We start from the raw sequence: 21,984 nt of genomic DNA on the forward strand, positions 1-21,984 counted from the left end.
GGCGGGCAAGAGGGCCCGATGACATGCGCGCGTTTCGCGCGGCCTCAGCGATCAGCCGGCGGCTTTGAGAATGTCGTTCAACACGCCGGCCGCGGTCACTGCAGGTCCCGCGCCCGGGCCCGTGATGATCATTGGGTTGTCGCGATAGCGGGTGGTGGTGAAGACGACCTGGTTGTCGGTGCCGCGCAGACCGGCGAACGGAGATGTCGATGGAACGGCGCGCAGGTCGACCGTGACCTTGCGACGCGTCGCGGTCGCGACATAGCGGAGCACGAGCCCCGCCGTGGTGGCCTCGTGCACGCGCGCCGCCCACGCCTCATCGAGCTCGCCAAGTCGACGCACGAATTCGTCGCGCGACCACGCGAGGGCCTCGTCAGGCAGGAGGGGCTGCACCCGCACGTCGCCGAGGTCGCCGCGAAAGCCGAGCAGGCGGGCGAGGATGAGCGCTTTGCGGGCCACGTCCATTCCGGAGAAGTCATCGCGCGGGTCGGGCTCCGTGTACCCGAGTTGCATCGCTTTGCGGACGACGTCCGAGAACCGGCGCCCGTGCTGCAGCTCGGTGAAAACGTAGCCCAGCGTGCCCGACGTGCAGCCTTCGATCCGGTGGATGGTGTCCCCGGACTCGAGCAACTTGTGCAACGTGTCGATGATCGGAAGCCCGGCGCCCACCGTGGTCTCGTGGAGCAGGCGTCGACCGTGTGCGTCGGCGGTATCGAGCAGGAGGCGCGCGTCGCCGATCGGGCCGCCGAGTGGACGCTTGTTGGCCGTCACCACGTCCATGCCGGCCTCGAGGGCGAACCGTTGTGTGGCCACGGTGTCATCGGCGGTGACGTCGACAAGGATGGGGTGCGAGAGCGCATGGCGCGCCATCTCCTGGACGGCGTTGGCGGCGCCGTCACCGAGTCGCGGGGCGTTGGCCGGCGCGACACGCCCGGTCATCTCCTTGCGGCGCACCAGATCGGTCAGCGCGCGCGGGGTGAGGCCCGCGGGGTCGAACACATGGCCGGACCGGTCGATCACCCCAACGATGCGCAGCCGCACGCCTCGCGTCTTGGCTCGCGGGATCATTCGCGCGAGGGCGCGCCCGATCTGTCCAAAACCGAGCAGGATGACGTCGGACACCTCCGGGCGCGTGACGGCGCCTCCTCCAAGTCGATTGAGCTGGAAGGCGCCGTGCACGCGCCGCACCGCCGCCACGGCGTCGCGATCCCGCACAACGAACGAGATGTTGAGTTCCGACGAGCCCTGCGCGATCGCCACGAGGTTGATGCCACCGGCAGCGAGCGACTCGAAGACGCGGGCGGCGATGCCCGGCGTGCCCGCCATGCCCATGCCCACGACGGCGATGGTGGTCATGCCCGACTCCACTTCGATGCCGTCGACCTCGCGATGGCGAAACTCGTTGGCGAAGGCCCGCTCGAGCGCGACCCGCGCCACCCCGGCGCTTGCCTGCGGCACCGAAAAGCAGATCGAATGCTCCGACGACGCCTGCGAAATCAGCGACACCGACACACCGGCGTCGTGCATGGCCGCAAAGGTACGCGCGGCGATGCCGGGGACGCCGAGCATTCCGTTGCCGCTTACGGTCACCAGGGCCTGCTGACCGATCGACGACAACGCCTTGACCGGATAGCGTCGGAGCGTGCGCCGAGGTGAGACCTCGCTCCCCGTCGCCTCAGGGTCGCCGAACGGCCGCACCCGCACGGGAATGCGCCGGTCCCCGAGCGGGATCAGGGCGCGGGGGTGCAGCACCTTGGCGCCGTAATAGGCGAGTTCGGCCGCTTCGCGCGGCGTGAGCTGCGGAATGACGCGCGCGTCGGGCACGATACGCGGGTCTGCGGTCAGCAGGCCCGGGACGTCTTTCCAGAGGGTGACGTCGGAGGCGCCGAGGGCGCGGGCGAGCAGGGTCGCCGAAAGGTCCGAACCGCCCCGGCCGAGGGTGGCCACGTGACCCTCGGGGGTGCGGCCGATGAACCCGGGAACCACCGGGACCACGCCGCGCCGAATCATGGGGCCGAGGACCTTGCGGGCGGTACGGTCGGTGAGCGCTAGTTCGGGCGAGGCACTCCCGAAGTGCTCGTCGCAGGCAATGACGTCCACGGCATCGACGTAGTCGGCGTCGACGCCCGCGGCCTGGAGCGCACCGGCCATCAGGCGCGCGCTGAGGCGCTCCCCGCGCGCGACCACGTAGTCGGTGGTCTTGGTGGTCAGTTCACGCAGAATGGCAAGTCCATGGGCGAACGACTGCAACTCGGTGAACGATCGGGTGATCGCCTCGCGGAGGGCGTGGCGCGCGGGCCCGGCCGGGACGAGCGCGTTGCAGGCGGCGAGGTGCCGGGCCTGCAGGTCGTTCGCCGCGGTGACGAGGGCGGCCTCGTTGCCGGTGGCCGCCTGCCGGGCGGCGTCGAGCAGGATATCGGTCACCCCAGCCATCGCCGAGACGACCACGACGATGGGGCGCGGGCGCGAGGACAGGATTTCGACGGCGTGTCGAATCGCGGCGGTGTCGGCCAGGGAGGCACCGCCGAGCTTGTGGATGTGCAAGGGCATGGCGCGGCAATCTATTGGAGCGGGGCAGCGGAGGCAGCGCGTCAGCGGGAAGGGGCCGCCGGGCGTAAGCGTGTCGAGCGCTCGACTGCCGGGGGTCCGGCCGGTAACGTAGGGCGCGGTGCCACCACCGTTTCACCCTTGCCCCAGGTTCGCCATGCTGCACTTCCCTCGTTGGCGTCAGGTCGGGTTCGCGGCCGCTGCCCTCGCGCTGGTCGCCACGACGGCCGCCGCACAGGCCAAGGTCACCAGTCCGAAGGAGTTCTTCGGCCACAACGTCGGCGACGACTGGTACCTCTCCAACTACACGCAGTTCTCCGACTACTGGCGCAAGATCGACGGCGAGTCGGACAAGATGGTGGTGGAGGAAATCGGCAAGACGGCCGAGGGCCGGCCGCAGCTGATGGCCATCATCACATCGCCGGAGAACTTCCGGAACCTGGCGCGATACAAGGACATCTCGCGTCGGCTCGCGCTGGCCGAGGGGCTCACGGACGAACAGGCCAAAGCGCTGGCCAAGGAAGGGAAGGCCGTGGTGTGGTTCGACGGCGGCCTGCACGCGACCGAGGTCCTTGGCGCGCAGCAGCTGATCGAGACGACCTATCAGTTGATCTCGCGCAACGACGAGGAAACGCAGCGCCTCCTCAAGGACCTGATCATCCTCGCCGTGCACGCAAACCCCGACGGCATGGAGCTGGTGTCCAACTGGTACATGCAGGAGAAGGACACGCTCAAGCGCAACACGAGCATCCCGCGCCTCTACCAGAAGTACATCGGGCACGACAACAACCGCGACTTCTACATCCTGAACCAGCCCGAATCGGTCAACATCGCGCGGATCCAGTACCACGAGTGGTTCCCGCAGATCGTGTACAATCACCACCAGACGGGGCCGGCCGGCACGGTGATGTTTGCGCCGCCGTTCCGTGACCCGTTCAACTACAACTTCGATCCGCTCGTGCCGCTGGGCGTGGACATGGTCGGCGCCGCGATGCACACGCGCTTTGCGGTGGAGAACAAGCCGGGCATCACCATGCGCTCGGGTTCGAGCTACTCGACGTGGTGGAACGGCGGCCTGCGCACGACGGTCTACTTCCACAACATGATCGGCCTCCTCACCGAGACCATCGGCAGCCCGACGCCGATGGACCTGCCGCTGGTGGTCAACAACCAGCTGCCGCGCGGCGACCTGCCGTTCCCGATCGCGCCGCAGAAGTGGCACTTCCGTCAGTCGATCGACTACTCCGTCACGGCCAACTACGCCGTGTTCGACATCGCATCCAAGCGTCGCGAGGACTTCCTCTTCAACATCTACCGGATGGGGAAGAACATGATCGATCGCGGCAACCGCGACTCATGGACCACGACGCCCACCGAGGTCGCCAACCTGCAGGCCAAGATCGCGGCCGACCGCGCGGCCGCGAACGCCGTGGGCAACGGGCGCGATCGCATCTCGGCGGCACTCAATCCGTTCGGTGGCAGCGTCAACGCCAGCTACTACGCCGAGCTGCGCAAGCCCGAACACCGGGATCCGCGCGGGTACATCCTGCCGAGCGATCAGCCGGACTTCCCCACGGCGACCAAGTTCATGACCGCGCTGCGCAAGGTGAATGTGTCCGTGCAGCGCGCGACGCGTTCGTTCTCGGCAGGGGGCAAGACGTATCCGGCCGGCTCGTATGTGGTAAAGACCGCGCAGCCGTTCCGCGCGCACGTGCTCGACATGTTCGAGCCGCAGGACCACCCGAACGACTTTGCGTATCCGGGCGGGCCGCCGAAGCCGCCGTACGACAACGCGGGTTGGACGCTGGCCTACCAGATGGGCGTGAAGTTCGATCGCCTGCTCGACGGTTTCGACTGCCCCTGCGAGCCCATCACGGGCATGGCCGTGGCCCCGGCTGGCGTCGTGGCCGGCTCGGGGCGCGGGTACTTCCTCGGTCACGCGGCGAACGACGCGTTCCTCGCCGTGAACCGCGCGATGAAGGCGGGGGCATCGGTGTACTGGACGCGCACGCCAGCAACGGTCAACGGTCGAACGTACCCGGCAGGATCGTTCTACATCGAGGGCAATCGTGACCTGGTCACGAAGGCCGCGAAGGACCTGGGCCTGGCGTTCGACGCGACCGCGGCCGGACCGGGCGCCGGGGCGGTGAAGCTCAAGCCACAGCGCATCGGCCTCTGGGACCAGTACGGTGGATCCATGCCGTCGGGCCACACGCGCTGGCTGCTCGAGCAGTTCGAGTTCCCGTTCGAAGTGGTGTACCCGCAGGCGCTCGACGCCGGTGGCCTCCGCGCGAAGTACGACGTCCTCGTGTTCGTGACGGGCGCGATCCCGGCCAAACGACCCGACGCGGCCAACTCCGAAGCCGCGCAGATGGCCGCGTTCTTCGGCCGTCAGCCGCGGACGGACGACGTGCCCGCCGAGTTCCGCGGCTGGCTGGGCCGCGTGAACGAGGAAAAGACGATCCCCGAAATCAAGCGCTTCCTCGACGAAGGCGGTACCGTCATCACGATCGGGACCTCCACCAACCTGGCGCAGCACCTCGGCTTGCCGGTGTCGGACTACATGGTCGAGCGCTCGCCCACGGGTCAGGAGCGCGAGCTGCCTCGCGAGAAGTTCTACATCCCCGGGTCGATCATGAAGGTGAACGTCGACAATTCGCTGTCGGTGGCGGCGGGCATGGGTGCCGAGGCCGATGTCTTCTTCGACGAGTCGCCGGTGTTCCGCCTGGCGCCGGACGCCGCGGCAAAGGGTGTGAAGCCGATCGCGTGGTTCGGCTCGGATCACACGCTGCGCTCGGGTTGGGCGTGGGGCCAGAACTACCTCGAAGGCGGCGTGTCGATGGCCGAGGCCAGCTATGGGAAGGGGAAGGTCTACCTCTTCGGACCCGAAATCCTCTTCCGCGGTCAGCCGCACGGCACGTTCAAGTTCTTCTTCAACGGCATCTACGCGCCTTCGGACAAGGTCGAGGCGGTGCAGTAGGAGACGAATCGCCGGGTCGCAGAACGACCTCGCGATGAAAGAGCGGCGGTGCGCCACCAGGCGCGCCGCCGCTTCTTCATGTGCATCGTACTTGTACGGGTGTCTCAGCGTGCGGCAACCACGGTCGAGAACACCCCCTGCCCGTACCGCCTCGCGATCGCGCTGCTTGCCGCGCGGGCGAGAATGGTGTGACCGGCGTTGGAGGGATGGATCCCGTCAAGGCTGATGTAGGGGCCATACGGTTGCTGGCTCGTCATCAGCTGCACGCTGGAGAACGCGGGCTTGAGACCATTGAGCCCGTACAGCGCATCGAGCGACGTGATCGCGAAGCCGGCGCGATCCGCGGCAACGCGGATGTACTGATCCATCTGGCGCATCTGCGTATTGACGATGCCGGCCTCGGCGGGCGAGAGCACCCAGTCCTGCGTGGTCGGACCGCCGTCCGCGCAGCTGAACGAATACGCGGGCAACCCGTTCTTTCGATGGGCCGCGCCCGTGGCGACCGCAACGGGAATGCGGACCGGAACAAACACGAGGTTGCGGTTGTCGACGCAGTCGGACGAAACCGCGACGTGGAATGCATTCAGCAGGGCCGCGCGGTCGGCCCAGATCTCCGCGCCTCGCCGGAAGCTCGGGAAGGACGCCACGTCCCTGATCAGCGCCACGAAGAGTCCCTTCGGGGCCGCACGGGTGACGTTCGACACGACGACATCGAACAGCTGCGTCCATGGACCATAGGGGAACATGGTCTGTCCCGGGATGGCGACGCCGGTACGCGCCCCCAGCAGCTCGTTGGCCCCGAGTTCCACGGAGACGAACGTCGGGGCTTGCGAGAGCGCCGCGGCCAGGGGCGTCATGCCGGGTGGCAGCACGCGTCCGAAGAGCTGCTGGTAGAACGGGTCCGTGATCGACGCCGGCGTGGACTGCACCACGTTCTGCGTCGTGGCCGAGGCGATGGCGACGTTCCGCGTCGGCAACGCGATGCCACTCTGCAGTGGGTCGCAGGCCAGCGTGACGCCAGGCGGCGGACTCACCGGCTCTCCGCTTTCGCGTCTGCCCAGCGCAAGCGGCGCGGCGATCGGCGAACGGCATCCCACGCCGCTGATGAGCGGCAGCGACATTGGACGCCCTGCGGCGGCCGCGACCTGCGCGGGCCACGACTGTTGCTGGATGGATGCCGTCAGTCCATCGGACTGCCAGCCCATGCTCACGCTGGTGCCGATGGCCACGTACCGATCGAACACGTCGGCATCCGTCGTGGTCGTCCGGGGAGCGGTGGGGCTGACGGCCCGGTCCGGTGCTTCGGCACACGCCGCCAGCACGACGCCCAGCATGATGGTGAGGAGTCTCGTCTGCATACGCGTACCCTCCAAGGTGTGGTGATCCTCGTCCGGAGTGGACGTGCGCTATTCTCGTGTAGGCTGCGCAGCGCCACGATCCGTCGAATGACGTAGGAGGTCAGGCAGAGTCTCTCCACGGCGTGCGAGGCTGCCGTGGGACGCCGGCAGCGCGCTCGAGACGCTCCCGGCGGCGCGCCATTGGAGCCGTCGGGCGACGAAGGAGCGGCGGCACCGGTGATGACGGGGGGCAGACGCGCCAAAGCAAAGCGGCCCGTGAAGGCGGGCCGCTTTCGACCGACGCATGCGGCAGCACCTGGATGCCGCCGACCGCGCCAACCGAAGAACAGTGGATGCTAGAACGCCTCTCCCAGCGCGACGTAGAGCGCACCACCCTGGCGCCCGCGGGCATAGTCCACGCGGATGCGCGACCGGTCGGCTTCCGAGAGTCGGAACCGCAATCCGGCGCCACCGGCAAACACGGCACCGTGTGAGCCGAGGTCGCCGATGCGTGCACCCAGCGCGCCGGCGGAGCCAAAGGCGACGAACCCCACGCGCCCCACGAAACCCGAACGCCACTCGGCCTGCGCGGCCACCGCCGCCTTGTCCCGGAAGCGGTCGCGAACGTATCCGCGCATCAGCGTGTCGGCGCCCAGTGCCGCGAAGTAGTCCGGGACATCGCCATCACGGAGCATTGCGGTTCCGGCCGCCTGAAGGGCCAGCACGCCGTGCGCGGGGAGCGACAAATAGCGTCGGAAGTCGGTGCTGAGTCTGGCTGACGTGCGTGTGCTGCCAGCGGAGCGGTCAGTCGCCGTACCTCCAACGACTTGCAGCAGGGCGCCGGCGCGAGCCGCTACCTGATGGTCCCGGGTGTCCCGAACCAGCATCGCCTGCGCCTTCACCTGCGGGTGTGTGCGCAGGGGCGGACGGGGATAGAGCGACTCCCAGGCCGAGAAATCTTCGTCCCGAGCGCGCAGCCCGTCATAGCGCAGCGTCGCACCGGCGTAGATCGGCCCGATGACCCGCTGCTGGAACAGCCACTGTGCGTCGATGCCCGTGGCGGTGTAGCGCCCCTCGGCCTCGTCAGGCGCTTCGGCGCCGATCCCAAATACGGGCAACGGGTAGTATTGGGCCTCGACGCTCACGCGGTGGCGTCGCGCATTGCCCGACGACCACGTATCCACGGACGCCGAGATGCGCCGTTGGTGGTGCGTCGTCGCGATGAGCGCTACCTGGATGCGAGAGGGCCGGGTCGTCTCCCCTGGTCCGCGCCAGTAGGCTCGGAGCCACGTGGCGCCCAGCTGCAGTCCCGTTTCCGGGGCGGATCCGATGACGGGGAGGAACACGTCATGGCGCGAGGGGGCCGACCCCTGTGCGACGAGGATGCGCAAGGGGAGGCACGAGATCACGATCACGATGCCGACGGCGGCGCGCATACTGTTCTCCGGGTGGAGGTCGCCCGAAGGTGCGCCGATTGGGGCCAGCCGCCCCATACGTCAGCCGACGTAGGAGCGGCAGTCCGTCGCAGAGGAAGCGCATCGCCGGACGCGCATCCGCGACGCCTGCCGCTCCAGTGCACGCGGCGGCGCCTCGCCGCGCGCGTCATTGTCCGTAGAGCTATTTCCGGAGCGTCACTCCCGTCAGCATTCCAAGCCCGCCAAGCGTGCTCTGGGCGGCGTTCAGCCCCAGCCGGAAGTCTTTGTCGCTATACGTGGCGAACAGGTCGGTGGGCTGGTGCCAGTGAGGGTTCCACCCATTGCCGGTGTGCGCACCGCGCTCGTTCTCGCGCAGGGAGATGGACGCGACGATGTCCTGGAACGGCGCCGAATCGGTGTTGGTCATGTGCGGACCGACGGTCGCCGGGTAGTCCGTGGCGTAGCGCTCACTGGCGGTGTGCACGGCCCACGCCAGCGACTGTGAGGCCGCCGCCATTTTCGAGTTCGACTGGAACTCGATGTTCACGTCGGCCTCCGGCCGCTGCTCGGGCGCGAGGGTGCCGTCTGCGCGCGGCATCCCGTGGTCGAACATCATCATGTCGTGCTGGATCATGCCGAGCCAGCGCGGCTCCGGATACCTGCCGGATCCCGCCGGGTTCTCCTTTCCCTGCAGGGCCTGCCGCTGTTCCACGTAGGCGCGCGCGCCGTTGAGGCCGGTCTCCTCGTTGTTCCAGAGCACGAAACGGATCGAACGTTCCGTCTGTACGTCAGGGCTGCTGAAGATGCGCGCCAGCTCCATCACGATCGCCGTGCCCGAGCCATCGTCATTGGCGGCCTCACCCCAACCGATGCCGTCCATGTGGGCGCCCACGATGTACATCTCGTCGGGTCGCGTGGTCCCGATCTTGGTGCAGTACACGTTCTGGCGCTCGCCGGGCGTGCTGGGTTGCGCGTTGAGTGCGCGCAGCCGCGCATCGCGCTGGGCCAATGAGTCATTGTTGACGCCGGTCCGGGCCCGGGTGCCCCTGGGCCGGCTGCCTCCGGCGCCAAATCGCGGAGTTGGGCGTTGCCCTTGCGGTGGGGCTCCGGCGGCGCCGGCCGGTCGTGGCGTGGGCGCCGGTGGGTTGTACTGATAGGTGAGGCGCTCGGTGTTCGTGCAGCCCGAACTCTTGAGCTGGGCTTCGATCCAGTCGAGCGCCTGACGATTGCGATCCGTGCCCTGACGGCGGTCGCCGAACTGCGTGAGGCCCTTGATCGTGGCCTTGTAGCGCTCGAGGTCGAGTCGGGCAACGAGCGTCTCGATCGGGTCGGTTGAGTCGGCGGCCGCCGGTCGGCCCTGTGTCAGGGCAGGGGACGGGACCATGGCGAGCAACGCGGCGCTCAGGGCTCGACGGACCACCATCTGCTTCATACAGGCTCCGGGAAAGTCGTCAGTCAGAAGTTAGCGGCGGACCCGACCACGGTTACCCCATCGCGCATTGCGACCGTCGGCGCTGCACGGGCGCTCGGCGCCAGCGGACGCGGACTGCGCCAGTGGGTCGGCCCGGCCCCGCGTGGCTTCACCGTGCCCCTTTCGCGAGCAGGTACCGCGTGCGAGCATCGGACTGCACACTGACACGTCCAGACACATGCTGAATCTGTTCGAGTATGAACGCGCCGCGCGGGAGCAGACGGACGCCGCGGCCTGGGGATACCTCGTCGGCGGAGCCAACGACGAAATCACGGTTGGTGACAATCGCCGAGCCTGGGACGAGATCGCCGTGCGGTATCGGACCATGGTGGACGTGACGACGCGCTCGCTCGCGACGACTGTCCTGGGCACGCCCGTGTCGCTGCCGGTGCTCATTGCGCCGACCGCGATGCAGAAGCTCGTGCATCCCGACGGTGAGCTGGGCATGGCGCGCGCGGCGGCGTTGGCCGAGACGCTGATGATCGTCAGCACCACGGCCACGATCGGGCTCGCGGACGTCGCGGCGGCGACGAGCGCGCCGAAGTGGTTCCAGGTCTACATCTATCAATCGAGGACGTATACGCAGCGGCTGGTCGAGCGAGCGGTGGAGGCAGGGTATCGCGCCCTCGTCCTTACGGTCGATGCGCCGATGCTGGGCCGTCGGGAGCGGGACATCCGCAACGCCTTCACGCTTCCATCGGGGCTCCACATCGCGAATGCCGAAATCGCGGGCATGGAAGCCGTGCCATCGGCCACCGGCGACGCGTCGGGGCTCATGCAACACTTCCGTGGCCTGCACGACCCATCGCTCACGCCGCGGGACATCGCATGGCTGCGCGAGATCAGCGGACTGCCGGTGGTGGTGAAGGGGATCGTGCGCGGCGACGACGCCGCGCGGGCCATCGATCACGGCGCGGCCGGGATCATCGTGTCGAACCACGGCGGTCGGCAACTCGACACGGCGATCGCCACGGCGCGTGCGCTCCCGGAGGTCGTGGCGGCCGCGAACGGTCGCGCCGAAGTCTACGTGGATGGTGGCATCCGTCGGGGGACCGACGTGCTCAAGGCCATCGCGTTAGGCGCGCGCGCCGTGCTCCTCGGCAGGCCGCCGGTGTGGGGACTCGCGGTCGGCGGTGCGGAGGGCGCCCGCCGCGTCCTCGATCTGTTGCGCAAGGAACTCGACCTGGCGATGGCGCTCGCCGGGTGCCGGACCCTCGACGAAATCACGCCCGACCTGATCGCCCGCTGAGGGGTTGATGTATCTTGCGGGTCGCTGCGGGGGGCGGTGGACGCCACCCTGTCTCCTTCACCGTGGGTGCACCTGATGTCGTTCGCTCGATCCGTACTCGCCGCCCTGTGCCTCGCGGCCTGCTCTCCCAACGATTCCTCCGCTCCCGTGCAGCCGGTCACCTCGCTCGAGTCTCAGGTCTGGGCATCGTCGCTCAACATCAACCTCGCGGCCATGACCAAGTTGCCGTCGGGGGTCTACATCCTCGATTCCGTCGTGGGTGGCGGGGCGGCGCTTGCCGGGACGCCGCAAGTGCGTGTGTACTACAACGGATTCCTGGCCAACGGGTCCAGGTTCGACGGCAACGTGGGAACGGGTACGCCAGCATCGTTCCCGCTTGGCGGTCTGATTCCCGGATGGAAGGTGGGGATGCAGGGCATGAAGGTCGGTGGCAAGCGACGACTCGTGATTCCCTCGTCGCAGGGCTACGGGACGGTGGCGAACGGGCCGATTCCGGCGAACTCGAACCTCGTCTTCGACATCGAGCTGGTCGGCATCAACTGAGCCGATCATGACGGAGCAACCGTTGTGGGCGCCGTCGCCCGCTCGGGTCGCAGGCTCGCAGCTCGTCGCGTTCCACGCGTACCTGCGAGATCGCGGCCTGGTCACGTGGGAGTATTCGTACGACGCACTTTGGCGATGGTCGGTGGCAGACCCGGCCGCGTTCTGGGGGGCGTTCTGGCGCTGGAGTGACATCATCGCGGCGCCGCGGGACGGTGAGCCGTGGCGCGAGGTCGTGTTGGGGCTCGACCGCATGGCGCCTCCCGACGCGCAGTCCGGCCCGCGGTGGTTCACCGACTCGCGACTCAACTACGCCGAACATCTGCTGCGGCGCCGAGATGCGCATGAGGCGATCGTCAGTTGGACGGAGCAGGGGCGCCGATCGGCGCTGACATACGCACAGCTTGCCGAGGCGGTGGCCGAGGTGGCGGCGGCGCTCCGCGTGCACGGGGTGGGCGCCGGGGATCGCGTCGCGGGCTACCTGCCGAACATTCCGGAGGCGGTGATCGCGATGCTGGCGACGGCGTCGATCGGCGCGGTGTGGTCGTCCTGCTCGCCCGATTTTGGTGTGCGCGGCGTGCTGGATCGTTTCGGGCAGATCGCGCCCCGCGTCCTTTTCGTGACCGATGGGTATCGCTACGCCGGCAAGGCCATCGACCTGCGGGCGCGGGTGCAGGAGGTGGCGGCGTCGATCCCGGCGGTGGAGCGGGTGGTGGTGGTGCCGTTTCTCTCCGAGGCACCGGCCGTGGAGGGGATCCGTGCGGCGGCGGTGTGGGGGGAATGGGTCGCGTCCGGGCACCGGGGGGCCCCCCCCGATAGCGAATCTACCGGCGATCCATCACGTCCGCGTCACGCCGCGCTCGCCTTCGAACGCCTCCCCTTCGATCACCCGCTCTTCATCATGTACTCGTCAGGCACCACCGGCCTCCCCAAGGCCATGGTGCATGGCGCTGGCGGCACGCTCCTCCAACACCTCAAGGAGCACCGCCTCCACGTCGACCTCACGCGCGACGACCGCCTCTTCTACTTCACCACCTGCGGCTGGATGATGTGGAACTGGCTGGTGAGCGCCCTCGCCGTCGGCGCGACCATCGTCCTCTATGACGGTGCGCCGCTGCACCGCGCCCTCCGACCCGGACACGGCGACGCCGACGCCGGACCCGACCTGCTCTGGCAGCTGGCCGAAGACGAACGGATCACCGTTTTCGGGACGAGTGCGAAGTACCTCGCACTCGCCGAGAAAGAAGGGCTCCGGCCCGGCCGCACCCGCGACCTCGGCGCGCTGCGTGCGGTCCTCTCCACCGGAAGCCCACTGGCGCCGCCCTCGTTCGACTACGTGTACCGCGACATCAAGGCCGATGTGCACCTCGCCTCGATCTCCGGCGGGACCGACATCATTTCGTGTTTCGCGTTAGGCGATCCGACCGGACCCGTCTGGCGCGGCGAACTGCAGGCGCGCGGCCTCGGCATGGCCGTGGAGGTGTTCGGTGCCGAGGGGCGCCCGGTCCGCGGTGAACCCGGGGAACTCGTGTGCACGCGTCCGTTCCCGTCGATGCCGGTGGCGTTCTGGAACGACCCCGATGGCGCGAAGTATCGCGCCGCGTACTTCGACGCCTGGCCCGGCGTCTGGCGCCATGGGGACTGGGCGGAACTCACGCCGCATGGAGGGCTCGTCATCACCGGCCGCAGTGACGCGACCCTCAACCCCGGTGGCGTGCGCATCGGTACCGCCGAACTCTATCGCCAGGTCGAACAACTTCCCGAGATCGTCGAGAGCATCGTCGTCGGACAGGAGATCGGCGACGCGCGTGACCCCGACGTTCGCATCGTGCTCTTCGTGCGATTGCGTGAAGGCCTCACGCTCGACGACGCCCTGCGCGAGCGCATCAGGGTGGCGATCCGCGCGAACACGAGTCCGCACCACGTGCCGAAGGTGATCGTGCAGGTCAGCGACATCCCGCGCACGATCTCGGGCAAGATCAGCGAACTGGCGGTCCGCGAAGTGATCCACGGTCGACCGGTGAAGAACACCGAAGCCCTGGCCAATCCGGCGTCGCTCGAGCTGTATCGCGACCTGCCGGCACTCAGACGTTAGCGAGCGTCCCAGGGGTCGGGCGCGTTGCGGCCCGGCGCGCGCTGCGAGTCGTGTGCGGCACGATCGCGCTCGCTGGACCTGGCGAGGCTCGAGCGAACCAGCCCCCGAGGCTACGCCGCAGGACCCGCCAGCCGCCGCCGGGCATCCAGCAGTTCCTGCGCGCGCTGCACCAGTCGCTCCATCGATGTCACGATCTCGCGCTCCCGTCGGGCGATGACCGTGCGCAGGATCACTCGCGACGACGCGTAGGCGGCCGCCGCGACGCCCACGAACGCCAGTGGCGCGACGGCGATCAGCGCCCCCTTGGACGCGGCCATGACGGCGCCGAACGCGGCGCCCCCGAGCCCGCCACCCGCACCGCCCGTCACGCCCCAAACGATGCCGTGCGACATCTGGCGCAGGTCTTCATACGCGCGCAACGTCGTTCGCCCTCCCCGTGAGGTCACCGACACCTGCAGCCGGCGTGGAGAGCTCTCCGACCACGACGACTGCTGCGACGTGAACGTGAGGGTGCGACCCACCGTGCTCACGCTCCCGAAGACGCCGAGGCTCCGCCGCATCTCGTCGACGATCTCCTCGAGTTCCTCCTCGGTGAGATCGCCCTCGAGCACCGCCTCGTATTCGAGCTTCGTGCGCGCGCCGAGCCAGCGGTTGACCGGCTCCGACATCATCGCCCCGGGTCGCACGCGCAAGGTGGTCTCAGGCCGACCAGCGCGCTCGGCGAGAGCACGCTCCACATAGCGCGCATCGATGCCCGCCTGCTCGGCGGCTTCGCGCACCTGGTCGAGTCGGTAGCCCGTCGTCCCGGCGCTGGCGTCGGCCTCGCTCCGCATGGGCACTGGCGGCGGCGCCTCGCGTCCCGTGTACTCCTGCAGCAGCGCCGCGCGCTCCCACACCGCGGCGGCCGCTGCACTCGAAAGACGCGGCTGCGCGGCTGAGACCTGCGTACCGATCCCGGCCAGGGCGCCGCTCAGTGCCAGGCCGGCCTGCGCGGCGGACTCGTACCGGCGATGCGGATCGCGCGCCAGCAACCGATCGACGACCGCGGCGAGCGATGCCGGCACGTCGGGCGCCACGGTGGACAGCGCCGGCGCGTGAGACATCACGTGAGCCACCAGCACAGCCGATGGCGCCGCGTGTTCGAAGGGAAAGCGACCGGAGAGCATGTAGAACGCCAGGACGCCCAGCGAATACAGGTCGCTGCGGCCATCGATCGTTTGGCCGGCCACCTGTTCCGGGCTCATGTAGTGCACCGTCCCCAGCACTGTCCCCGTGGCGGTCATCGGCGCCGCCTCGGCGAGGCGCGCGATCCCGAAATCGGTCACCATCGCTCGGCCCTGATGCGGGTCGAGCAGGATGTTCTCTGCCTTCACGTCGCGGTGGATCACCCCTCGCCCGTGCGCATAGCCGAGCGCGTCCGCAACGTCGGCAAGGATCGCGATCGTCTCCGCGGGCGAGAATGGTCCCTGACGCATCCGTTGAGCCACGGACGGACCATCAACCAACCCCATGACGAAGTACACGATCTCCTGTGCCTGCTCGGCGCGGTGGATCGGGACGATGTTCGGATGCGAAAGCGAGGCCGCGGTGCGCGCCTCGCGCAGGAAGCGTTCACGCACCACGTCGTCGAACGCGAGGTGCGCCGGGAGTGTCTTGATCGCGACCCGTCGATCGAGCGTGATGTCGCGGGCCAGGAACACCATGCCCATCCCGCCGCGGCCGATCTCGCGCTCGACTTCGTACTGGCCTGCCAACGCTTCTCGAAGACGGGTCAATTCCCAGGTGTGCGACATGGCGGGACGGTAGCGTGACGAATCGGCGGCGGAACGGCGCAACGGAACTACGGCAGTCCGGCACCCACTGATTCGCTTCGAGCGGTCCGGACAGCGGCGCGAACGAGGTCAAGGAAGGCCCGCACCACGGGATTGCTGTTGTCTGCCCGACGTGCGGCGTCGATGTGCGTGGTCGCGCCCGGCCCGGCAATCGGAAAGTAGCGCACGCCGCGCCAGCCCATCTTGCGCACCGACGACGGAATGATCGTGACCCCCATTCCGGCCTCGACCAGGGACACGGTGGTGTAGAGCTCGCGGCTGACCTGCCGAATGCCGGGCGTGAAACCGGCCGCGGTGCACAGGGACAGCACCTGCGCGTGGAGCCCGGGGGCCAGGTCGCTCGGGAAAAGCACAAAGTCCTGCGTGGCAAGTTCCTTGAGCACCAGGCGCCGCCGGGTCGCGAGCGGGTGTCGGCGACTGACGGCGATCATGAGGGGCTCGGTCATGACGGTTTCGGTCACGAGCATGGGGTCCGGCGGGGGCTGCCGGAGGAAGCCGACGTCGAGTTCGCCGCTGCGGAGGGCGGCGAGTTGTGGCCCGGTCGCCAGTTCGCGCAGTTCGAGATGCACGCCGGGGAACTGTTCGCGGAACCGGCGGATGATGCGCGGCAGGGCGAGAAACATGACGGACGCGGCGAACGCGACCGACAGGGTTCCGGTCTCCCCACGTGCGGCGCGGCGCGCGGCGGTCGCGGCCTCACGGACGTCGCGCAGGACGCGACGGGCGTCGCCGAGGAGTTGGGCGCCGGCGGGGGTGAGGGCGACGTGCCGGCGGGATCGCTCGAGCAGGCGCACGCCGAGGGCCTTCTCGAGCGCCTGGATCTGCTGGCTGAGCGGCGGCTGGGCGATGCCGAGCCGGCTGGCGGCCCGTCCGAAGTGGAGTTCTTCGGCGACCGCGACGAAGTATCGGAGGTGTCGGAGTTCGAAGCTCATGATACGCGAACGATATCACACAATGCCTGGCGATATATTGGACATTCATTGATGCCGCGTGAATCATGAAGGCATCCCGCTGACCCCTGACCCCGTCCATGACTTCGACCCTGCCTTCGCCCGAGACGGTGCATGACGCCTTCCCGATCAACGGGACCGACTATGTCGAGTTCTGGGTCGGCAACGCCAAGCAGGTCTCGCACTTCTACCGCTCGGCCTTCGGGTTCGAACTGGTGGCCTATCGCGGCCCGGAGACCGGTGTGCGCGATCGCGCGAGCTACCTGCTCGTGCAGGACAAGCTGCGCTTCGTCTTCACGACGCCGCTCACCACGGACGGCGCGATCGCCGACCACGTGCGACGACACGGCGACGGCGTGCGCGACATTGCGTTCTGGGTCGACGATGCGCGGGAGGCCTACGCGACGGCGATCGCGCGCGGCGCCCGCTCGGCCCAGGAGCCGGTGGCGAGCCGCGACGAACACGGCGAGGTCGTGGTCGCCGGGATCTGCACGTACGGCGACACCGTGCACTCGATCGTCGAACGCCGGAACTACCGCGGTCTGTTCATGCCGGGCTTCGTGCCGGTGAGCTCGCCTTATGCGCCGTCACCGGTGGGCCTCAAGTACGTCGACCACTGCGTCGGCAACGTCGAGTTGGGCAAGATGAACGTCTGGGTGGACTTCTACGCCTCGGTCCTCGGGTTCCACAACCTGCTCACGTTCGACGACAAGGACATCTCCACCGAGTATTCGGCGCTGATGTCGAAGGTGATGTCGAATGGGAACGGGCGGATCAAGTTCCCGATCAACGAACCGGCGGCGGGCAAGAAGAAGTCACAGATCGACGAGTACCTCGACTTCTACGGTGGTCCGGGCGTCCAGCACATCGCCGTCGCCACCGACGACATCATCGGTACCGTTCGGGCGCTCAAGGCGCGCGGGATCGAGTTCCTGCGGACACCCGAGACCTACTATCACGACCTGCTCGATCGCGTCGGAACGATCGACGAGAACGTCGCTCCACTGCGCGAGCTGGGCATCCTCGTGGACCGCGACGATGAGGGGTACCTGCTGCAGATCTTCACCAAGCCGGTGCAGGATCGTCCCACGCTGTTCTACGAGATCATCCAGCGAAAGGGTGCGAAGAGCTTTGGCAAGGGCAACTTCAAGGCGCTCTTCGAGTCGATCGAGCGGGAGCAGGCACTGAGAGGAAACCTGTAGCGGCGGACGCAGGACGCGCGGACGGAGGGGCCCAGCCGCCGCGACCTTCGCCCGACCCTCTGTCCAGGCGTCCGCCCGTCCGTCGATCCGTCCACACGTTCACTCGTCCATCAGGATGCCGATCTACCACACGTTAGGCACCATCCCCCGCAAGCGCCACATCGTCTTCCGTCGCCCGGACGGTGGGCTGTACGCCGAGGAGTTGATGGGGCACGAGGGGTTCACCGGGACGTCGTCCCTCCTGTATCACGTCCATCCTCCGACCACCGTGAAGTCGGCGCGCAGGGTGCGCGACGTGGTATGGGAGGCTGATGAGTCCACGTCGCTTCGACACCGCCACTTTCGCACCGCCCGTTCGGCCAAGGGGGGCAGCCCAACGCTCGACCGCATCCCGATGCTCTTCAACAAGGACATCGCGATGCTCTATGTCGAGCCGACCATCGTCGATGCGCACCACTACCGCAACTCACAGGCTGACGAAGTCGTGTACGTCGCCGAGGGGTCGGGGGTGCTCGAGTCCGTGTTTGGCGATCTGCCGTACCAGCCGGGGGACTACGTCGTCATCCACCGCAACATCCTCCACCGGTGGCGGCTCGATCCGGGCGTGGCGCAGAAGTTCGTGGTGTTTGAGAGCGCGGGGCACGTGCGGTGGCCGCGGCGCTATCTCAACGACGTCGGCCAGCTCGTCGAAGGCGCGCCGTTCTCCGAGCGTGACATCCGCCGTCCGTCGGCGCTCGCGCCGCACGATGAGCGCGGCGACTTCCCGCTCCTCGTGAAGCAGTATGGCGCGCTCAACGAGCTGATCCTCGACCACCATCCGATCGATGTCGTCGGATGGGATGGCCATTTCTATCCCTGGGCGTTCAACATCCACGACTTCGAGCCGATCGTCGGGCGCATTCACCAGCCGCCGCCGGTGCACCAGACGTTCCAGGGCGATGGTTTCGTCATCTGCTCGTTCTGCCCGCGGCCGTACGACTTTGATCCGCAGGCAGTGCCCGCGCCGTACAACCACTCGAACGTCGATTCCGACGAGGTGCTGTTCTACGCGTCGAGTGAGTTCATGAGTCGCAAGGGCATCGAGTACGGATCGGTCACACACCACCCGGACGGCCTGCCGCACGGCCCGCACCCCGGCCGCGCCGAAGCGAGCATCGGTGCGACGTATACCAACGAGCTGGCGGTCATGATGGACTCCTTCCGGCCGCTCAAGGTCGCGAAGCTTGCCATGGAGTTCGAGGATCACGCGTACCATCAGAGCTGGCTGGAACAGCAGCACGCCGCGTTCAACCCGCCAACGTCGTAGCCTCGACTCCCGGCTCCACGGCCCATCCTCCCGCAGCGTCGCTGAGACTCCCATGCGCCTTGCCTCGCGGTGCGTCCGCGTTCCGATCATCCTGGCGCTCCTCGCCCCTGTTGCCCTCGCGGCGCAGGGGCGAGATGCATTTCTCCCGCGCGCTCGCCGCCTGATGCGTGAGGCACCGTTCATCGACACGCACAACGACCTGCCGTGGATGTCGTACCAGCGGTCACGGTACGACCTCGAGCGCTACGATCCCGATCGGCCATTGCCTGACCTCGACACGGACCTGCCACGCGCCGTGAAAGGGGGCGTTGGCGGACAGTTCTGGGCGGCGTTCGTGCCTTCTGCCTACGAGGGAAAAGGCGCCGGGACCATGGTGCTCGAACAGATCGACATGATCCACCGGATGATCGCGCGGTCGCCGCGACTCGCGTTCGCGTCGACCGCGGACGAGGTCGTGCGCATCCACCGGCGCCGGAAGATCGCGTCCCTCATCGGCATCGAGGGCGGCCACGCCATCGACAACTCGCTCGGGGTGCTGCGGCAGAGCTACGCGTTAGGCGTGCGCTACATGACGCTCACCCACGGGTCGACGACCGCGTGGGCGGACGCGTCCACCGATGCGCCCCGGCACAGCGGACTCAGTGCGTTCGGCGAGGACGTCGTCCGCGAGATGAATCGGCTGGGCATGATGGTCGACCTCTCGCACGTCTCGGACGGCGTGATGAGCGATGTCGCGCGGATCAGCGAAGCGCCGCTCTTCTTCAGCCATTCCTCCGTCCGCGCCCTCGCCGACCACCCGAGAAACGTGCCCGACTCGATCCTTCGGCTCGTGAAACAGAAGGACGGCGTGGTCATGGTCAACGCCTATCCCGCGTTCGTGGACTCCACGGGCGCGCGGCTCATGCGTGACGTGTTCGAGGTGGAGCGACGCCTGCGCGCGGAGTTCGCAGACGATCAGGCGAAGGCCGACTCGGCGTTCGGCGTCTACATCAACAACGTGCCCGGAACCACCCTCGAGCGTTACGTCGACCACATCGAGTACATCATCCGGTTCATCGGGATCGACCACGTGGGCATCGGCGCCGATCTCGGCGCCCTCGAGCAGCACCCCAGGGGCCTCGACGACATCTCGATGTTCCCGAACGTGGTCGCGGAGCTGCTCCGCCGCGGGTACACGGATGCACAGGTGAAGCGGGTGATGGGTGGAAACCTGCTGCGCGTGATGCGGAAGACGGAAGCGACCGCGCGTCGCCTCCAGCGCACCGGCAAGCCACTGACGACTCGCCTCGAGGGGTCAGGCGTCGTTCCGTAGGCCGACGCTCGGGACATGGACCGCCGAACGGAGCCGGGGGCCCGAAATCGTGCGCACCAGGCGGCTCGGTGGCTCCGTGAGCGTCGTCTCGAGCGGCAGCTCTCCACCGGGCCCCACTGCGTGGTGCGGGCACGACGCCTGGCGAGGGGGCGCTGGCCCACGCCTTGGATGCGCGCCGTGCGCGTGCCCTGGTCCACCAGGTCGCGTTCGCTCACCCGGATACGGTTCCCTGCCGCACGGATCCTCGTGAAGCGCACGCCGAGCCGAGGGGTACTTGCGTACAGTAACCGGCATATGTAGAATAACGACCGTGCAGCGACTCACCCGCACGATGACGCGCGCGCTTGCCGCATTCCTTGAGGCCCCGAGGGGCTGGCGGTACGGCTACGACCTCATGAAGGTCGCCGACCTCTCGTCAGGCACGCTGTACCCGCTCCTGGCGCGCCTGACCGAAGACGGATGGCTCGAGTCGCGATGGGAAGAGTCCGAGTTCCCGGGCAAGCCGCCGCGACAGCTCTACCGGCTCACAGCGACCGGCCGGGCACAGGCACGCCGGGCGCTGGAACGGGCGCACGCATCCTGGTTGCCGGCTCCCTCAGCGCGCGAGACCTGAGCATGAACGCATTCACTCCGATGGAGCGTGCGACGCGCCGCCTGGCCGGGCTGGTGGACCCTCGCCACGAGGATCTCGTTCGAGGGATGCTCGCCGAGTCGGCCGCGATTCCCGATGAGGCCGAACGGCGGCGCTTTCGCGTGGGCGTCCTGTTCACCGTCTTGCGACTGGCGGTAAGCGCGCAGGCGACCGCTCTGCTGGTCGATATCGGCGTGTTCGCCCCGGAGGTGAGCGGCGTCGCGCGGGGCGGGGTGAACCCGACCCTTGCACCGAGGGAGCTTCTGAGGCGGCACGTGAGTCCGTTCGTTGCGTCGCTGGGTGTGCTCACGGCGCTCCAGCTCACGAACTACGCGACGCGCGCCGTACCTCAGCTGGGTGGCGGCGTGGCGGGGCCCGGCGCGATGGCCAGACTGCTCATGCTCTCGGTGCCGTTCATCCTGGCGATGACCCTCCCGATGGGCGTCTACCTGGCGGTCGCATGGGTGTTCACGCGACTCGGTGACACAGAGCCTGGTGCTGACGCCACACGAGGCCGTGGCCGACTGCGACGCCTGCTCGCTCCAGTGCTTTCTGCGGCGGCTGCGCTCTCGCTGCTGGCGCTCATCTCCAACACGCAGGTCCTTCCCTACGCGAACCACCAGCTTCGTCTTGCGATGTCGCCGCGGCCATCCACAGCCCCGACGGCGCAGTTCAAAAGTGATCGCGAGATGACCGTCGGCGAGCTGCGCGCGGCGGCCCGTGACGCGCGCGCATCAGTACACCCGAGCGCGCGCGCCATGGCGCCCGCGTATGAGGTGGAGATTCACAAGAAGTACGCGCTGGCGGCTGCGTGCATGGTGCTGGCACTGGCAGCTGCCGCGTTCGGCGTGCGGTTCCCCGGCGCCGGCCCCGTGCGTGTGGCCGCCTCGAGCCTCGTGGTATTCGTGGGCTACTACGTGTGCCTCGTAGCCGGCGAGCAACTCGTCGATGCGCGGAGGTTGCCGCCGGCAATGGGTATGTGGTTCGCGAACGTGGTGCTGCTCCTTGTTGCGGCCACCGTGCTCAGGCCGTCGCGATCGCCATCCGCGTGACCGTCGCGCGAACGATCCCGCGCGCACGGGAGAACGGCGACCGCACGGTGGACGTCGGCGCGTTC

The 21,984-nt window shown here is 68.2% G+C and carries 15 protein-coding genes; 9 read left to right on the top strand and 6 right to left on the bottom strand.

The features are described from left to right. Nucleotides 1–51: 51 nt before the first annotated feature. Nucleotides 52–2,550 (bottom strand): bifunctional aspartate kinase/homoserine dehydrogenase I, encoded by a 2,499-nt coding sequence (thrA, locus tag IT361_07825; GenBank protein MCC6317583.1) that lies wholly within the window; start codon nucleotides 2,548–2,550, stop codon nucleotides 52–54. Between the two features lie 154 nt (nucleotides 2,551–2,704). Between thrA and IT361_07830 the strand changes: the two genes are divergently transcribed. Beyond that, nucleotides 2,705–5,527 carry a peptidase gene (locus IT361_07830; GenBank protein ID MCC6317584.1) on the top strand — a complete coding sequence of 941 codons (2,823 nt, stop codon included), beginning with the start codon at nucleotides 2,705–2,707 and terminating at the stop codon, nucleotides 5,525–5,527. A gap of 104 nt (nucleotides 5,528–5,631) precedes the next feature. On the opposite strand, the gene IT361_07835 is transcribed toward IT361_07830, so the two are convergent. The 3 genes from IT361_07835 to IT361_07845 all read right to left on the bottom strand — a co-directional run bounded on the left by IT361_07835 (nucleotide 5,632) and on the right by IT361_07845 (nucleotide 9,711). Beyond that, nucleotides 5,632–6,885 carry a hypothetical protein gene (locus IT361_07835; GenBank protein ID MCC6317585.1) on the bottom strand — a complete coding sequence of 418 codons (1,254 nt, stop codon included), beginning with the start codon at nucleotides 6,883–6,885 and terminating at the stop codon, nucleotides 5,632–5,634. A 335-nt stretch (nucleotides 6,886–7,220) separates the two neighbouring features. Next, nucleotides 7,221–8,300, bottom strand: coding sequence for a hypothetical protein (locus IT361_07840; GenBank protein ID MCC6317586.1), 1,080 nt, complete (start codon nucleotides 8,298–8,300; stop codon nucleotides 7,221–7,223). A 181-nt stretch (nucleotides 8,301–8,481) separates the two neighbouring features. Next, the gene (locus IT361_07845) at nucleotides 8,482–9,711 is read right to left on the bottom strand and encodes a M20/M25/M40 family metallo-hydrolase (protein MCC6317587.1); all 1,230 of its coding nucleotides are present in this window, start codon (nucleotides 9,709–9,711) and stop codon (nucleotides 8,482–8,484) included. A 217-nt stretch (nucleotides 9,712–9,928) separates the two neighbouring features. Between IT361_07845 and IT361_07850 the strand changes: the two genes are divergently transcribed. The 3 genes from IT361_07850 (at nucleotide 9,929) to IT361_07860 (ending at nucleotide 13,634) form a co-directional block, all read left to right on the top strand. After that, complete coding sequence (locus IT361_07850; protein MCC6317588.1) at nucleotides 9,929–10,999, top strand: alpha-hydroxy-acid oxidizing protein; 1,071 nt, start codon at nucleotides 9,929–9,931, stop codon at nucleotides 10,997–10,999. 198 nt (nucleotides 11,000–11,197) lie between these two features. After that, nucleotides 11,198–11,542 (top strand): FKBP-type peptidyl-prolyl cis-trans isomerase, encoded by a 345-nt coding sequence (locus tag IT361_07855; GenBank protein MCC6317589.1) that lies wholly within the window; start codon nucleotides 11,198–11,200, stop codon nucleotides 11,540–11,542. A 7-nt stretch (nucleotides 11,543–11,549) separates the two neighbouring features. Beyond that, complete coding sequence (locus IT361_07860; protein MCC6317590.1) at nucleotides 11,550–13,634, top strand: acetoacetate--CoA ligase; 2,085 nt, start codon at nucleotides 11,550–11,552, stop codon at nucleotides 13,632–13,634. 110 nt (nucleotides 13,635–13,744) lie between these two features. On the opposite strand, the gene IT361_07865 is transcribed toward IT361_07860, so the two are convergent. Beyond that, nucleotides 13,745–15,427, bottom strand: coding sequence for a serine/threonine protein kinase (locus IT361_07865; GenBank protein MCC6317591.1), 1,683 nt, complete (start codon nucleotides 15,425–15,427; stop codon nucleotides 13,745–13,747). 47 nt (nucleotides 15,428–15,474) lie between these two features. Next, entirely contained in the window at nucleotides 15,475–16,398 is a 924-nt protein-coding gene (locus tag IT361_07870) for a LysR family transcriptional regulator (GenBank protein MCC6317592.1), read from the bottom strand. Nucleotides 16,399–16,496: 98 nt separating this feature from the next. On the opposite strand from IT361_07870, the gene hppD reads away from it, so the two are divergent. The 5 genes from hppD to IT361_07895 all read left to right on the top strand — a co-directional run bounded on the left by hppD (nucleotide 16,497) and on the right by IT361_07895 (nucleotide 21,919). Beyond that, nucleotides 16,497–17,618 carry a 4-hydroxyphenylpyruvate dioxygenase gene (gene hppD / locus IT361_07875; GenBank protein ID MCC6317593.1) on the top strand — a complete coding sequence of 374 codons (1,122 nt, stop codon included), beginning with the start codon at nucleotides 16,497–16,499 and terminating at the stop codon, nucleotides 17,616–17,618. 115 nt (nucleotides 17,619–17,733) lie between these two features. Continuing rightward, nucleotides 17,734–18,924, top strand: coding sequence for a homogentisate 1,2-dioxygenase (locus IT361_07880; GenBank protein MCC6317594.1), 1,191 nt, complete (start codon nucleotides 17,734–17,736; stop codon nucleotides 18,922–18,924). Between the two features lie 52 nt (nucleotides 18,925–18,976). After that, a complete protein-coding gene (locus tag IT361_07885) occupies nucleotides 18,977–20,236 on the top strand; it encodes a dipeptidase (protein ID MCC6317595.1) in 1,260 nt (419 codons plus the stop codon). 331 nt (nucleotides 20,237–20,567) lie between these two features. Continuing rightward, nucleotides 20,568–20,849, top strand: a complete 282-nt coding sequence (locus tag IT361_07890; GenBank protein MCC6317596.1) for a helix-turn-helix transcriptional regulator — start codon at nucleotides 20,568–20,570, stop codon at nucleotides 20,847–20,849. 2 nt (nucleotides 20,850–20,851) lie between these two features. Then, a complete protein-coding gene (locus tag IT361_07895; GenBank protein MCC6317597.1) occupies nucleotides 20,852–21,919 on the top strand; it encodes an LptF/LptG family permease in 1,068 nt (355 codons plus the stop codon). Nucleotides 21,920–21,984: the final 65 nt, after the last annotated feature.

This window comes from Gemmatimonadaceae bacterium (assembly GCA_020846935.1).
Taxonomy (GTDB): Bacteria; Gemmatimonadota; Gemmatimonadetes; order Gemmatimonadales; family Gemmatimonadaceae; genus RBC101.

Excerpts from the sequence above, each read along its gene's own strand:
- IT361_07860 (MCC6317590.1), top strand. The coding sequence starts at position 11,550 with ATGACGGAGCAACCGTTGTGGGCGCCGTCGCCCGCTCGGGTCGCAGGC.
- IT361_07865 (MCC6317591.1), bottom strand. The coding sequence starts at position 15,427 with ATGTCGCACACCTGGGAATTGACCCGTCTTCGAGAAGCGTTGGCAGGC.
- hppD (MCC6317593.1), top strand. The coding sequence starts at position 16,497 with ATGACTTCGACCCTGCCTTCGCCCGAGACGGTGCATGACGCCTTCCCG.
- IT361_07880 (MCC6317594.1), top strand. The coding sequence starts at position 17,734 with ATGCCGATCTACCACACGTTAGGCACCATCCCCCGCAAGCGCCACATC.
- thrA (MCC6317583.1), bottom strand. The coding sequence starts at position 2,550 with ATGCCCTTGCACATCCACAAGCTCGGCGGTGCCTCCCTGGCCGACACC.
- IT361_07870 (MCC6317592.1), bottom strand. The coding sequence starts at position 16,398 with ATGAGCTTCGAACTCCGACACCTCCGATACTTCGTCGCGGTCGCCGAA.
- IT361_07895 (MCC6317597.1), top strand. The coding sequence starts at position 20,852 with ATGAACGCATTCACTCCGATGGAGCGTGCGACGCGCCGCCTGGCCGGG.
- IT361_07890 (MCC6317596.1), top strand. The coding sequence starts at position 20,568 with ATGACGCGCGCGCTTGCCGCATTCCTTGAGGCCCCGAGGGGCTGGCGG.
- IT361_07845 (MCC6317587.1), bottom strand. The coding sequence starts at position 9,711 with ATGAAGCAGATGGTGGTCCGTCGAGCCCTGAGCGCCGCGTTGCTCGCC.
- IT361_07840 (MCC6317586.1), bottom strand. The coding sequence starts at position 8,300 with ATGCGCGCCGCCGTCGGCATCGTGATCGTGATCTCGTGCCTCCCCTTG.
- IT361_07835 (MCC6317585.1), bottom strand. The coding sequence starts at position 6,885 with ATGCAGACGAGACTCCTCACCATCATGCTGGGCGTCGTGCTGGCGGCG.
- IT361_07850 (MCC6317588.1), top strand. The coding sequence starts at position 9,929 with ATGCTGAATCTGTTCGAGTATGAACGCGCCGCGCGGGAGCAGACGGAC.
- IT361_07830 (MCC6317584.1), top strand. The coding sequence starts at position 2,705 with ATGCTGCACTTCCCTCGTTGGCGTCAGGTCGGGTTCGCGGCCGCTGCC.
- IT361_07885 (MCC6317595.1), top strand. The coding sequence starts at position 18,977 with ATGCGCCTTGCCTCGCGGTGCGTCCGCGTTCCGATCATCCTGGCGCTC.